We start from the raw sequence: 13,540 nt of genomic DNA on the forward strand, positions 1-13,540 counted from the left end.
TACTGGCACACTCTTCAGGGACATGCGCGTCTATCTTCCGTCCACGCTCAGCGGACTCGCCGGAATCCTTCGGGATCGCAAGCTCGAGCCGGCGCCGCTGACCGGCTATGCCGTGACACCGGCCCTGCGCGAGTGGTATGCCTCGGCCGATCTGGAGGAGCTGGAGTACGCCGCGATGTCGGACGCCGCGCGTGACTCGCTCCGCCTGCTCGCCGCCGACCCGGAGGCCCCGTCCCGCCGCGTCGTGATCGCCGCCGAGGTTCCCGACGAGGCGGTCGTGCACGCCGGGGGCGACCTGGGCGATCCGGGGGAGCGCGCCCGGGTGCGCGTGACCCAGCCGGTCCCGTTCGAGCGGATCGTCTCCGGCCACGTGGACGACGCCGAGGCCGAGACCGACGTACGCGCGGCCCGCGCCGCGAGCGACGCCGCCGACGCCGGCGACGACGACGCCCGCTTCACCGTCGACGGCGCGGCCGGCCACGAGCTGCTGTGGTACGCCACCCAGGAGCTGCCGCACCTGTTCTCCTGACGGGTGGCGTAAGAAACTCCGCACTCTCGTGCAAGAAAGGCGGCACCGGAAGGGGTTACCCGGTGTCAGACCGACCGAGCACGGAGAGGGGGGCGATGGCGTGAGCGTTGCCCACGACGAGGACTCCGGCGACGACGCCGAGGCCTTCACGACCATCTACCGGCGCTATCACACGAGGGTGCTGGGCTACGCGCTGGTCCACAGCCGTCGTGACGTCGCCGAGGACATCGCGCACGAGACGTTCCTCACGGCATGGCGAAAGCTGGAGGAGATCCCCTCCGACGACCCGCTGCCGTGGCTGCTGGGAGTCGCGCGGAACCATCGGCTCAAACAGCTCGCCGCCGGCCACCGGCGCGAGGCGATCGCCGAGCGCATCGAGCGGCTGAGCGACGAACGCGACACGGCGGCCTGGGACACCGGTGACCTGGTGGTCGAGCGTGCGGCCGGGCTGGCCGCGTTCGCCTCCCTGCCCGAGACCGACGCCGAAGTCCTGATCCTGAGCGCCTGGTACGGGCTGAGCGCGGCACGCGCCGCGACCGTACTGCGGTGCACCAAGGCCCTCTACTACGTCCGCCTTCACCGTGCCCGCCGACGGCTCGCACGCGCGTTGCAGGAGCGAACGCATTCGCCGGCCGTCCGTCTCGACCTCGTGGAAGGAAACCGCTCATGACTCCCGACCGCGTCGTCGCCGCGCTGAAGCCCGCGGCGCTGGAGGACCGGTCCGAGGCCGGTGTGGACGCGGCGATCGCCGCCATCGTCGCGACTCCGCGATCCGCTCCCGCCGCGCGCGGCACCGCCCGGCGCCCACTGTGGCCGGCCGTGGCCGGCGGCGTGGCCGTCGCCGCGGTCGCGGTCACGGTCGTCGGGGTGTCGACCCACCGCTCCGGCCGTCCCGAGGCCACCGTCGTGCCCGCTCCGCCGAAGGCGTCGAAGGTGCCGAACGTGCAGGCGGCGGCGCTCTCCTTCACCCGGACGGGCAGGTATCTCACCGTGAAGGTGAAGGACCCGGTCGCCGACCCGGCGCGGTACGAGGAAGAGTTCGCCGCCCACGGGTTGAACGTCGACCTCCAGCTGGCGCCCACCTCGCCGAAGAAGGCGGGCGAAGTGCTCTTCGTGGAGGACGACGGAGGCGGCCGGGTCAAGATGATCACCGCCCCGGGGCACTGCGGGAGCGACACGTGCGGCGTCGGCATCAAGATCCCGTTGACGTACAAGGCGTTCGTCCGGGTCATCTTCGGCCGGATGCCGGGGCCGGGCGAGCACTACAACACCGGCCCCGGAGACACCCCCGGTGAGGGGGTGGGGCTGAGCAATGTCAGGGGACGCACGGTCGCCGACGTGCTCGCCGAGGCCAGGAGGAAGCACATCGGCGACATCGGATACCGCTGGCAGCCCACCAGCGCCGCCGAGGAGGGGGACAAGCAGCCGTACCCCATGGGCATCCCGGCCGACAAGGTGAAGGGCGACTGGCGCGTCTACGACGCCGTCGCCGGCGTGGGCGGCGAGGTCCTGCTGTTCGTCCACCCCGCGGGCTGATCAACCGGGCGGACGGCCAGAGCGACCGCCTCGCCCGCACGAGTGAGCCACACGCCGCACGGCGCGTGGCTCACTCGATCTCGCACCGGCGCCGTCGTGCACGCTCTTCGACGACCGCGACGCCATTCTCGCCGCCACCAACGAGGTGTTCGCCGGCTACGGGCCGGCGCCGCTGGTGCTGGACGGCTACCGCGCGGCCGATACACGGCCGATCTGGACGTCGTACGAGGAACTCCCGCACCTGCTGTCCTGACCGGTGCGAGGCAAGGCCGAGCTGCGCCGGCACTCCGCGCTCGGCCTGGAGCTCGCGCCGGACCTGGCGTTCACCGAGGAGGCGCTATCGTCCGCGCCGGGCGGCTACGCGCTGCTCTACCGCCGGGAGAACGGCAACCGCGTGCTCGACGTCGTCGAACTCGACTCCGCCGGGCGGGCGGCACGCGTCCGCGCGTACTACGAACAGGCGCAGCGGTGACCGCGCCGTGCCAGCGCACGCCGGTGCCCGGCGCCGGGGTGGCGCCGGGACCTTCCGGGGTTCGGCGGCGTGTCACGACCGTGCCGTCGCGGCCTTCGGGGACGGGGCGTCGCCGGGACGGGTCAGCGGGCCGGGGCGCAGCAGCGCGCCGCAGATGACGGCGCCGACCGCGAAGATGCCGGCGCACCACCAGAACACCGTGGTGTAGCCGTGGACCGCCGCGAGCTGCATCAGCCGCGGTGCCGGCAGCCCGTGTGAGTGATCGGTCACGTAGCCGGTTGCGGCGCTGGCCGCGATGGTGTTGAGCAGCGCCGTGCCGATCGAGCCGCCGAGCTGCTGGCCGGTGTTGATGCTCGCCGAGGCGACCCCCGCGTCGTGCGGCGCCACGCCGGAGGTGCCCGTGGCGGCCACCATGCCGAAGATGAGGCCCATGCCGGCGCCGGTCACCATGAGCGGTCCGAGCAGCGCGGACGCGTAGCCCGAATGCACCCCGATCCTCGTCAGCCAGATCATGCCGGCCGCGTTGAGCAGCATGCCGGCGATGACCATCGGCTGGGGGCCGAACCGCGGCATCAGCTTGGTGTTGCCCAGGGTGGCCATGGTGCCGCTGAGCGCCACCATCGGCAGCATGGCCAGGCCCGAGACGACGGCCGAGTACCCCAGGGTCACCTGCATGTAGTAGACGAGGAACAGGAAGATGCCGAACGTGGCGGCCCCGCTGATCAGGACGGTGAGGTAGGCGCCGGCGCGGTTGCGGTCGAGCACGACGCGGGGCGGCAGCAGCGGGTGCGCGGTGCGCCCCTGCCAGACCGCGAAGGCGATCAGCAGCGCGACGCCGACCGCGAGGAATCCCCAGGTCGACGGTGTGCGCCAGCTGTGCGATGCGGCGTTGGAGAAGCCGTAGACCAGGCAGAACATCCCGCCGGACACCGAGACCACGCCCGGGATGTCCAGCCGGCCGCCCGGCGTCCTGTCCTGCCGGCCCACCAGCAGCGCGGCTCCGACGATCGCGGTCGTCGCGAAGACCAGGTTGATGTACATGCACCAGCGCCAGGACAGGTAGGAGGTCAATGCGCCGCCCAGCAGCAGCCCCAGCCCCCCACCGGCGGCCGCGACCGCGCCGTAGACGCCGAAGGCCCTGGCCCGCTCCTTCGGGTCCTTGAAGGTCGTGGCCAGCAGAGACAGGGCGGACGGCGCGAGCAGGGCGCCGAAGAGCCCCTGGCAGGCGCGCGCGGTCACCAGCATCGCGAAGCCGTTCGCGGCGCCGCCGACGGCGGAGGCGGCCGCGAAGCCGACCAGCCCGGTCATGAAGGTCACCTTGCGGCCGATCAGGTCGGCCAGCCGCCCGCAGAACAGCAGCAGGCTTCCGAACGACAGCGCGTACGCGGTTACGACCCACTGCCGGTCGGCGGCCGTGAACTTCAGGGCGTGCTGCGCCGAGGGCAGCGCGAGGTTCATCACGGTCAGGTCGAGGACGACCATGAGCTGGGCGGCGGCGATGACGGCGAGGATCAGCCACCGTCTCGGGTCCGCGGCCGTCGCCCCGGCCGCCTGCGGGCGCGGCCTGGCCGCGCGGGCCGCACTGTGTGCTGCCACGATCATCTCCTTCACATCGAACGCTGACGAACACGAGACGCCGGCGCTCCGATCCCTGTGACAGCGCGCCCATGTGACGTGAGCCACCGGCCGTGAGTGTCACAAAACGGCGCGGACCGCCGTCTTGTGCGTGTGGCAGTGCTGAGAGCGAACAGGCGGGAGCCGGGCATGAGCGAGCGCAGCGAACGGACCATGAGCTCTGTGGACTCCGCCACCGAGGCGTTCGTACGCCACCGCAACCTGTTGTTCACGGTGGCGTACGAGATGCTGGGTTCGGCCACCGACGCCGAGGACGCCCTGCAGGAGACGTGGCTGCGGTGGGTGGGCGTCGAGCTTGGCACCGTACGGGATGAGCGTGCCTACCTGGTGCGGATCGTCACCCGGCAGGCGCTGGACCGGCTGCGGGCGCTCGGCCGGCGTAAGGAGTCCTATGTCGGGCCGTGGCTGCCCGAGCCGTTGCTGACCGCGCCCGACGTGGCCGATGACGTCGAACTCGCCGACAGCGTGTCGATGGCGATGCTGCTGGTGCTGGAGACGCTCGCGCCGACCGAGCGGGCGGTGTTCGTGCTGCGCGAGGTGTTCGACCTGGACTACGAGGAGATCGCCGAAGCCGTCGGCAAGTCCCCCGCCACCGTACGGCAGATCGCCCACCGCGCACGGGCCCACGTCGCGGCCCGCCGGCCGCGCGGCACCGTCTCCCCGGCCGAGACCCGCGTCGTGTTCCAGGCCTTCCAGCAAGCGGTCCAGACCGGCGACCTGCAGCGGCTGGTCGACGTCCTCGCACCGGACGTCGTCGCCCTGAGCGACGGCGGCGGGGTCAAACACGCCTTCCTGCGGCCCGTCGTGGGGGCCGGCAGGGTGGCTCGTCTGCTGGCCAACGGCTGGTACCAGCGTGATGCCGAAAGGTCCGTCGAGCCGGTACAGGTCAACGGCGGCCCGGGGCTGCTCGTCCGGCTCAACGGGGAGATCGACGGCGTGCTGACGGTGCGGGTCGAGAACGGCCAGGTCACCGGTCTGTACCACGTGCGCAACCCCGAGAAGCTGTCGCGGGTGGAGCGGGAGACCGCCGTGAGCCGCTGAGGCCGGGAACGGCCCGCGTCCGCCGCGGGACGGTTTTCGTCCGTGCCGCGGTCTAAGCTCATGGCGTCATGCATATCGTCTGGGACTGGAACGGCACGCTCTTCGACGACCGCGACGCCATTCTCGCCGCCACCAACGAGGTGTTCGCCGGCTATGGCCTGCCGCCGTTGGAGCTGGACGGCTACCGCGCGGCCTACACGCGGCCGATCTGGACGTCGTACGAGCGGATCCTCGGCCGGGCGCTCGAGGACGGCGAGTGGGAGCGGATCGACGCCGCGTTCCACGACTCCTACCACCGGCTGATGGAGCGCTGCCGGCTCGCCGCCGACGCCCAACGCACCGTCGACGCGCTCGCCGACGGCGGGCACACGCAGTCGGTGCTGTCCATGTGGCACCACGACCGGCTCGCCCTGGCGGTGCGCAGGCTGGGTCTCGGCCTGGCCTTCCGGCGCGTCGACGGGCTGCGGCCCGAAGAAGGCGGCGGGCTGAAGGCGGAGTTCATGGTGCGGCACCTGGCGGCGCTGGGCGTCGAGGCCGCCGACGTCGTCATGGTCGGCGACAGCATCGACGACGCGGCCGCGGCGCGGCACGTCGGGGCCCGCGCGCTGCTCTACACCGGCGGCCTGCAGTCCCGCGCGGAGCTCGCCCAGTTCGGCGTTCCGGTGATCGAACGCCTGGCCGACGTCGCACAGCACATCTGACCTGGATCGACGAGCGTTTTGTCGGGTACGGCTACCCGTGCTTACGATGCAGAACGACGACGTCGTCGAATGCTGGGGAGTGTTTTCATGGATGCTGTCACGAACGTACCGGTCCCGGTCAACGAGCCGGTCAAGACGTACGCCCCCGGTAGTCAGGACCGGACCGCGCTCGAGGCCAAGATCAAGGAGCTGTCCGGCGAGCGGATCGACCTGCCCATGACCATCGGCGGGGAGCGACGGCTCGGCGGTGGGACGCCCATCGACGCGGTCGAGCCGCACAATCACCGGCACGTCCTCGGCCGCATGCACGAGGCGACCGCCGCCGACGTCACCGCGGCCGTCGAGGCCGCCCGTGCCGCCGCGCCCGCCTGGCGTGCGATGTCCTTCGACGACCGGGCCGCGATCTTCCTGCGGGCCGCCGAACTGCTGTCCGGCCCATGGCGTTCCACGCTGAACGCCGCCACGATCCTGGGGCAGTCCAAGTCGGTGCAGCAGGCCGAGATCGACGCGGCCTGCGAGCTGATCGACTTCTTCCGCTTCAACGTCTCGTTCGCGCGCGAGCTGATCAACCAGCAGCCGATCTCCTCCCCGGGCGTGTGGAACCGGCTGGAGTACCGGCCGCTGGAAGGCTTCGTCGTCGCGATCACGCCGTTCAACTTCACCGCGATCGCCGGCAACCTGCCGTGCTCGGTCGCGCTCATGGGCAACGTGGTGGTGTGGAAGCCGTCTCCGACGCAGACGTTCGCGGCGCACTTCACCATGCGGCTGCTGGAGGAGGCCGGGCTCCCGCCCGGTGTGATCAACCTGGTGACCGGTAACGGGCAGGCCGTCTCCGAGGTCGCGCTGCACCAGCCCGACCTGGCCGGCATCCACTTCACCGGCTCCACCGGCACCTTCCAGCACCTGTGGCGCACGGTCGGGGAGAACATCGCGAACTACCGGAGCTACCCGCGGCTGGTCGGCGAGACCGGCGGCAAGGACTTCGTCGTCGCCCACCCGTCGGCCGACCCTGCCGCCCTCGCCACGATCCTGGTCCGCGGCGCCTTCGAGTACCAGGGCCAGAAGTGCTCGGCCGCCTCCCGCGCGTACGTCCCGCGGTCGCTGTGGAACGGCATGCGCGACGACCTGCTCGCCACCGTCGAGTCGCTGACGATGGGCAACGTCGCCGAGGACCTGTCGGTGTTCATGGGCGCGGTCATCGACGACCGGGCGTTCGCCAAGCACCGCGAGGCGATCGAGCGCGCGAAGGCCCACGACGGCATCGACGTGCTCGTCGGCGGCGGCGTGGACGACTCCGAGGGCTGGTTCGTCCAGCCGACCGTGCTGGAGAGCTCCGACCCGGCCGACGACATCTTCACCAAGGAGTACTTCGGCCCCATCCTCGGCGTGCACGTCTACGACGACGGCGACTACGACACGATGCTGACGCAGATGGAGAACGCCGCGCCGTACGGCCTGACCGGCTCGATCGTCGCCCGTGACCGCGCGGCCATCGCGGAGGCCAGCGACAAGCTCCGCTTCGCGGCCGGCAACTTCTACATCAACGACAAGCCCACCGGCGCGGTCGTCGGGCAGCAGCCGTTCGGCGGCGCGCGGGCCAGCGGCACCAACGACAAGGCCGGCTCGATCTTCAACCTGACCCGGTGGGTCAGCACCCGGTCGATCAAGGAGACGCTCGTCCCGCCGACCGACCACCGCTACCCGCACATGGGCTGACCACGACACACGTGGACGAGGGCGATGCCGTGGTGGTAGCCGGTCGCGGTGGGGCTCCCACACGGCGTCGTCGTCCACCCCAGATCGTATGGGGCGGAGTATGTGAGGTGAGAAGGAACGGTTATGAACCGACGTACGTGATGAACTTCTGCATCTCATCGAGAGATTCATCGCTAGCGATCATCTTTGAGTAGAGCTCGGTGAGCTGACCCATGACCTTGTTGAAGTCTGCGAAGTTCCCCGCCACTGTTGAGTCGTAGGTCTTCTGCATTTTTTGGTCGAACTCCGTGACCATGGCGCGGGCGCGTCGGTCGATCTCCGCGTTTTTGTCCGAGAAAAACCAATCCGACACCAGCCAGGCCCACTTTTCGTTCTCGGCCAAGTCTTGCTGGAGTGGGATTAGTCGCGTGTATGCCAGACCTCGGTATGCGGCAATGGTGGATGCCACAATTTTAAAGGCGATGCCGATCTTCTTGAGTGAAGCCTTGATCTCGTCGATATTTCGTTCGGGGGTTTTCCAAAAGTCGAGGCAGCTATCGATCGCGGGCCCCTCATTGACCTTCTTCAAGGTTTTGACGCCATACCTCTGTTTTCCGTTGTCGGCCGCCTCCTTCAGGTCGCCAATAAGCTTTTCCGCTTGCGCGGGCGATGTCCCCTCTATCCCTCCCCATGCTGCTGCGGCTAGTGCGATCGCGTCGGTGTCATCGGCTGGCCACCGGAATTTCATCACTCCCTTGGATGTCCATTCCTTCAAAATGTCGCGGATGTCATCGGGCAGTTCTTGTGTCATCGTCCTCATCACTTCTTTAGTTGTTTTGCGACGGTTTCGATATCGCCGATATTGGCTTCTTCGGCATTCTTGATGGTTTTGGCCATGTATCGGAGGCATGCGGCGACGTATTTCATCTCTACGACCGTTGATTGCATGGCATAGGATTGTTTTTGCTTCATAGTGCTGAACGGGGCGTTCAGTGTGCTTGCCATGTTTTGCTCATACGATTCGCACTTGTCGCCGAGTAGGGCATAGTAGCCGTCGGGGTTCTCTGCTCCTTCTCCCATGTCCACGCCTATATCGAGGTAATTTGTAGCTTGGTAATAGTGATCTAGTGCCGCGTTGACTCCGTCTGCTGCCTCTATTAGTGATGTTGAATTGTATTTCACTTCTTGGTGCCCTTCTGTTGTGATAGAGATTCAGCTCTCATGGCTATGGAGTTCGGCCATCATCTGGCGGAGCTCCTCCATGCGCCGTTCGAAGGTGGCTTCGACCTCTGCCAGATCCTTTCGGTGCCTGTCCTGACCGGGGCCTGCGCCGGGCCCCTTGGCGAGTTTCTCCCGGAACCAGGACGTCTGCGCCTCACGCACGGTCGCCAGAACCAGCTCGGCGAGCTCCTCGGATCCGTTTCTCATCGCTCGGGGAGCTATGGATATGGCGTTCACAAGGCCGTTTTCTTCGACAGTGACGCGAATCCGGCCGTCCTCGGTCTCGGCGTGGCTCCAAAGCGACGCTTCAGGCTCGCGATGTGGTTCAGGGGTCATTGCTCTCCCTTCTCTCCTCGCCCGTATCTCTTGCTGTCACCCTGCGTGCCGCATGGCGGGAACCGGACCGATGATTTCGTTGAGGCGATCGGAGAGGCTCGCGCGAGGCATCCGCAACTATCGGTGCGAATCAGAGTACCCCGAGTTATCGCGGCGGTCCCGGGAAAACTTCATTGGTGCGTGAAATGGCGGCGGGCATGGCACTTTTCGGCGCGTGGCCTCGCCGGAGCTCGGCCCGGTTCGAGCGTTATCCGGACGGCGCGCCCGCCATCAGGCCGCGCGACGCTGTGCGCCTTGATCGTGGGTGGGGTGGCGTGAGCGGCCACGACGATGGCGCTGCTCCCCCCCCGGTTGAACAGCGGGTTTGCGCACACAGTGGCGTTACCACGACGATTGACCTTCGCCCCGATTCACCGCAGGAGTCCGTCATGCCCCGTCTCGTGCTGTGGAACGTCGATCACACGCTCGTCGACGTCGGCCGGGTGACGCGGGAGGCGTACGCCGAGGCCTTCCAACAGGTGACCGGGCGCCCGCTCGTACGCCTGGCGCCGACCGTGGGCCGTACCGAATCGGAGATCATCTTCGAGACGCTGGCGTTCAACGACGTCGTGACCACCGAGGACCACCTCGGGCGGTTCATGGCGGCGCTGGGCGAGGCGTTCACCGCCCGCCGCAAGTCCATCCGCAAGGACGGCCGGGTGCTGCCGGGCGCCCGCGAGGCCCTCGCCGCGGTGGCTCGCCAGCGCGACGTCGTCCAGTCCGTCCTGACCGGCTCGATCGAGCCGAACGCCATCGCCAAGCTGACCGCGCTCGGGCTGGACAAGCACCTCGACTTCAAGGTCGGCGGGTACGGCTCGGAGACCTATCCCAAGGCCGCGCTGGTCGAGCTGGCCCGCACCCGTACCGCCGAGAAGTACGGCGCCCCGATCGCGGAGTCCGCGACCGTGCTCATCGCCGACTCCGCGAACGACGTGCGCGCCGCCCAGATCGCCCGCGCCCGTACGATCGCCGTCGCCACCGGCAACGCCACCCAGGCCGAGCTGCGCGGCGCCGGCGCCGACGTCGTACTGCCCACCCTCGCCGAGACCGACCAGGTCGTCCGCGCGGTGGAGTCGCTGACCACCTCCTGAACGCGTCGCCACGATCGACGTGACCGGTCCGTACGACCGCGACTGACCAACAGGACCATTTTGGTCAGTTGGTACCGTGAGCCGACACGGCAGGAGGGGGTCGTCATGACGGACACGGTCGGGCATGGCCGCGCGCTGGTGGTCGGGCTCGGGATCGCGGGCATCGCCACCGCGTTGCGGCTACGGCAGGTGGGCTGGCAGCCGGTGTTGGTGGAGAAGGCCGCCGCCCGCCGCTCGAGTGGGTACTTCATCATGTTGTTCGGCACCGGCGTCGCCTCCGCGCGGCGGCTGGGCGTGCTGGACACGATCGGCGACCGCGGCCACCCGCGGCTCGTCAACCACGAGGTGAACCGGGCCGGGCGCCGCACTCCCGGCATCAACCCGGCCGCCCTGCCCGGCCGGCCCCGGCAGTTGCTGCGCGGTGACGTGGAGCAGGGACTGTTCTCCGCGCTGCCGGCCGATGTGGAGATCCGCTACTCGACCGTGCCCACCCGCATCGTCCAGGACGACTCGGCGGCGGAGGTCACGCTGCACGACACCGTCTCGGGCGCCACGGTCACCGAGCGCTTCGACCTGGTGGTGGGCGCCGACGGCCTGCGCTCGACCGTACGCGAGCTGGCCTTCGGCCCCGGGGAGTACCTGCGTCCGCTCAACTACATGATCGGCGTCACCGCTCTCGACGCGCCGATCGAGGGCTTCGGACCGCATGAGGGCCTGGTTCTGGCCGAGCCGGGCCGCTCGGCATGGACCTTCCCCTTCCACGACCATGCCCCGAGCCTGCTGTTCTCCTACCGCACCGACGACATCGACGCGGAGTTCACCCGTCCGCCGATCGAGTCCATCCGCGCCGCGTTCGGCCCGGAGCCACCGGGGCCCCTGCTGGAGCACCTGTTCACCCGGTTCGCGCAGGCCCCGGATCACCTGTTCGACTCGGTGCAGCAGGTCAGGACGCCCAGCTGGCACCGCGGCCGGGTCGTCCTGATCGGCGACGCCGCCTGGTGCGTGACCCTGTACGCGGGCATGGGCGCCTCCAGCGGCATCGCCGGGGCCGAGCTGCTGGGCACCATGCTGCGGCGGCACCCAGGCGACCTGCCCGGCGCGCTCCGGGCGTGGGAGTCCCGGATGCGGCCGTTCATCCACACCGAGCAGCAAGGCGCACTGGCCATGCGCAGGCTCTTCACGCCCCACGATCGCAGGGAGAAGCTCGTGCGGACCGCGATGCTCCGCCTCATGCGAATGCCGGCCCTGGGGCCGACCATTGGCAGGATGGTGAACGGCCCCGCCATGCGGAACAAGCAGTTCGACGTCGCCGCCGTCTGATCGGTCCCGCGTACGAAGGAAGAGGACAGTCCCGGTGAGTCAGCTGATCGAACACCACTCGCGCAAGGCCGCCCGCATCCTGGACAGCGCGCGGGAGCTGGTGCTCGACCACGGCGTCCGCAAGGTCACCGTCGGCGAGATCGCCCGGGCGGCAGGGGTCGGCAAGGGCACCGTCTACCTCTACTGGCCGGCCAAGGAGAACCTCATCCTGGGGCTCTTCGCCCGCGAGCTGCTGACCTTCCTGGACGAGGTGATCTCCCGCATCAGCGCCGACCCCGCCGCCGTGTTGCCGCGCCGCCTGGCCCCGCTGCTGATCCGTACCGGGCGGGGCCTCTCGCTGGCGCCCCGCCTGAACGACGGAGAGCTGCGGACGCTCACGCCGCAGGCGGGCGACCGGGAGCTGTTCGCCCGCACCAGGCCCAGCGCGCTGTGCGACGCCGTCATGCCGATCCTTCGCCGGCACGGCCTGATCCGCGATGACCGCCCCCTGGCCGGCCAGGCGTACGCCCTGCACGCCGTGCTCACCGGGTTCGGCACGGCGATGTCCGACCCGGCCACCGCACCGCTGCACGTCGACGACCCTTACGAGGTCCTCGCCGACACCGTGGCCCAGCTGCTCGAACCCTCCGTCGGACCTGGTGAGGCGGTCATCGCCGCGGCCGCGGCCGAGACCGTCGCCGTCTTCCGCGAGACCCGGGACGCCGTCCTGGACCTCATCGGCCGCGGCCAGACCCTCCAGTAGCGCGCGTCATGCCCTCGCCACCGCGACCCGCGTCTCCGGCAGGCGGGTGGACACCGCCAGGGCGATGAGCGGGAGCACGAGCAGGAGGGCCAGCGCCGTGCGGATGCCGTACGCGTCGGCGACCAGGCCCAGCAGCGGTGCGACCATCCCGCCCACGGACACCGCGAGGCCCAGGGTCACGCCGCTGGCCGTGCCGATCCGGCCGGGCAGGTACTCCTGGCCGAGCGTGGTGTGCACGGCGAACGGCACGTACAGGCCGAGGCCCAGCACGAACGCGGCGGCGAACGCGACCGCCGGATCCGGGGCGAACAGCAGGCCGAGCAGGCCCGGAACGGTCAGGACGTAGCCGGTGCGCACGGCCCTGAGCCGCCCGGCCCGGTCCGCGAGCCGCCCGCCGAGCACCGTGCCGACCGCACCCGTCCCGGTGAAGACCGTGAGGGCGGCCGACGCCGCGCCCTTCGACAGGCCGAACCGGTGGATCAGCAGGAGTGCAAGGAACGAGGAGATCCCGAAGTAGGCGACCGACCGGCACATGACGACCACCGTCAGCCAGCCGAACGCGCGCCAGTCGTCGGTCGCCGCGTCACCGGCGGCGCGTCCGCGGGCGGGCGCGGGTTCGCGGCTGCGCCAGGCCGCCGCGAGGACCAGGGCGGTCACCACGGCCGGGAGGGCGAGCAGGGGAGTGCCGGCCAGGCCCGTCGCCCCCAGGATCGGGGCGGCGATCAGCGGCGCGACCGCGATGCCCGCGTTGCCGCCCACCGCGAAAACACTCATGCCCTGGGCCGAGGCCCCCGCCGCCTGCCGCGCCGCCCGCGCGGCCTCCGGATGGTAGGCCGCGACCCCGACTCCGGACAGCGCCACCGCGAACCAGGTCGTCCAGTAGCCGCCGCCCAGCCCGCACAGCCCGATGCCGACGCCCGCGGTCAGCAGCCCGGCCCCGACCAGCCAGGGCGCGCGGCGCCGGTCGGTCAGCACGCCGAACCCCGGCTGCAGGATGCTCGACAGGAAGGTCGCGGCGAGCGTGATTCCGGTCGCCTGCGCGTAGCCGTAGTGCCGCTCGGCCACCAGGAAGGGCAGCAGCGCCGGCACCGCGCCCTGGTACAGGTCGTCGACGACGTGGGTTCCCACCAGCAACGTCAGCGTCCGTCGTCCCGAAGTCATGATCACGACGCTAGGAGACCA

General features: G+C 69.9%; 15 protein-coding genes. 10 read left to right on the forward strand and 5 right to left on the reverse strand.

All coding sequences use genetic code 11. From position 1 onward, the window contains the following. The first annotated feature begins 22 nt into the window (after nt 1-22). The 4 genes from QSK37_RS26280 (at nt 23) to QSK37_RS26295 (ending at nt 2,537) form a co-directional block, all read left to right on the forward strand. A complete protein-coding gene (locus tag QSK37_RS26280) occupies nt 23-529 on the forward strand; it encodes a DUF6912 family protein (RefSeq protein ID WP_285625978.1) in 507 nt (168 codons plus the stop codon). A gap of 100 nt (nt 530-629) precedes the next feature. Then, the gene (locus QSK37_RS26285; protein WP_285625980.1) at nt 630-1,199 is read left to right on the forward strand and encodes an RNA polymerase sigma factor; all 570 of its coding nucleotides are present in this window, start codon (nt 630-632) and stop codon (nt 1,197-1,199) included. Continuing rightward, the gene (locus tag QSK37_RS26290) at nt 1,196-2,065 is read left to right on the forward strand and encodes a hypothetical protein (RefSeq protein WP_285625983.1); all 870 of its coding nucleotides are present in this window, start codon (nt 1,196-1,198) and stop codon (nt 2,063-2,065) included. The genes QSK37_RS26285 and QSK37_RS26290 overlap by 4 nt, the downstream gene beginning before the upstream one ends. Nucleotides 2,066-2,321: 256 nt before the next feature. Further along, a complete protein-coding gene (locus tag QSK37_RS26295) occupies nt 2,322-2,537 on the forward strand; it encodes a hypothetical protein (RefSeq protein WP_285625986.1) in 216 nt (71 codons plus the stop codon). Nucleotides 2,538-2,609: 72 nt separating this feature from the next. Here the strand turns inward: QSK37_RS26295 and QSK37_RS26300 are convergent, their stop codons facing one another. Beyond that, the gene (locus QSK37_RS26300) at nt 2,610-4,133 is read right to left on the reverse strand and encodes an MFS transporter (RefSeq protein ID WP_285625989.1); all 1,524 of its coding nucleotides are present in this window, start codon (nt 4,131-4,133) and stop codon (nt 2,610-2,612) included. Nucleotides 4,134-4,301: 168 nt separating this feature from the next. On the opposite strand from QSK37_RS26300, the gene QSK37_RS26305 reads away from it, so the two are divergent. The 3 genes from QSK37_RS26305 (at nt 4,302) to pruA (ending at nt 7,630) form a co-directional block, all read left to right on the forward strand. Continuing rightward, nucleotides 4,302-5,213, forward strand: a complete 912-nt coding sequence (locus QSK37_RS26305; RefSeq protein WP_285625992.1) for an RNA polymerase sigma-70 factor — start codon at nt 4,302-4,304, stop codon at nt 5,211-5,213. 68 nt (nt 5,214-5,281) lie between these two features. Then, the gene (locus QSK37_RS26310) at nt 5,282-5,914 is read left to right on the forward strand and encodes an HAD family hydrolase (protein ID WP_285625995.1); all 633 of its coding nucleotides are present in this window, start codon (nt 5,282-5,284) and stop codon (nt 5,912-5,914) included. Nucleotides 5,915-6,001: 87 nt separating this feature from the next. Then, nucleotides 6,002-7,630 carry an L-glutamate gamma-semialdehyde dehydrogenase gene (gene pruA / locus QSK37_RS26315; RefSeq protein WP_285625997.1) on the forward strand — a complete coding sequence of 543 codons (1,629 nt, stop codon included), beginning with the start codon at nt 6,002-6,004 and terminating at the stop codon, nt 7,628-7,630. Between the two features lie 121 nt (nt 7,631-7,751). Here the strand turns inward: pruA and QSK37_RS26320 are convergent, their stop codons facing one another. Genes QSK37_RS26320 through QSK37_RS26330 form a run of 3 tightly spaced genes read right to left on the reverse strand, consistent with a single transcriptional unit; the run spans nt 7,752 to nt 9,166 of the window. Next, nucleotides 7,752-8,420, reverse strand: coding sequence for a hypothetical protein (locus QSK37_RS26320; RefSeq protein WP_285625999.1), 669 nt, complete (start codon nt 8,418-8,420; stop codon nt 7,752-7,754). Between the two features lie 8 nt (nt 8,421-8,428). After that, nucleotides 8,429-8,791: a hypothetical protein gene (locus tag QSK37_RS26325; RefSeq protein WP_285626001.1), complete on the reverse strand. Its 363-nt coding sequence runs from the start codon at nt 8,789-8,791 to the stop codon at nt 8,429-8,431. 30 nt (nt 8,792-8,821) lie between these two features. Next, nucleotides 8,822-9,166, reverse strand: coding sequence for a YbaB/EbfC family nucleoid-associated protein (locus tag QSK37_RS26330; RefSeq protein WP_285626003.1), 345 nt, complete (start codon nt 9,164-9,166; stop codon nt 8,822-8,824). A 428-nt stretch (nt 9,167-9,594) separates the two neighbouring features. Between QSK37_RS26330 and QSK37_RS26335 the strand changes: the two genes are divergently transcribed. The 3 genes from QSK37_RS26335 to QSK37_RS26345 all read left to right on the forward strand — a co-directional run bounded on the left by QSK37_RS26335 (nt 9,595) and on the right by QSK37_RS26345 (nt 12,358). Beyond that, nucleotides 9,595-10,296 (forward strand): HAD family hydrolase, encoded by a 702-nt coding sequence (locus QSK37_RS26335; protein WP_285626005.1) that lies wholly within the window; start codon nt 9,595-9,597, stop codon nt 10,294-10,296. Nucleotides 10,297-10,401: 105 nt separating this feature from the next. Then, the gene (locus QSK37_RS26340; protein ID WP_285626008.1) at nt 10,402-11,616 is read left to right on the forward strand and encodes an FAD-dependent monooxygenase; all 1,215 of its coding nucleotides are present in this window, start codon (nt 10,402-10,404) and stop codon (nt 11,614-11,616) included. 34 nt (nt 11,617-11,650) lie between these two features. After that, nucleotides 11,651-12,358: a TetR/AcrR family transcriptional regulator gene (locus tag QSK37_RS26345; protein ID WP_285626010.1), complete on the forward strand. Its 708-nt coding sequence runs from the start codon at nt 11,651-11,653 to the stop codon at nt 12,356-12,358. A gap of 6 nt (nt 12,359-12,364) precedes the next feature. On the opposite strand, the gene QSK37_RS26350 is transcribed toward QSK37_RS26345, so the two are convergent. Next, nucleotides 12,365-13,519 carry an MFS transporter gene (locus QSK37_RS26350; RefSeq protein ID WP_285626012.1) on the reverse strand — a complete coding sequence of 385 codons (1,155 nt, stop codon included), beginning with the start codon at nt 13,517-13,519 and terminating at the stop codon, nt 12,365-12,367. Between the last annotated feature and the right edge of the window lie 21 nt (nt 13,520-13,540).

This window comes from Actinoallomurus iriomotensis, assembly GCF_030269445.1.
Lineage (GTDB): Bacteria > Actinomycetota > Actinomycetes > Streptosporangiales > Streptosporangiaceae > Actinoallomurus > Actinoallomurus iriomotensis.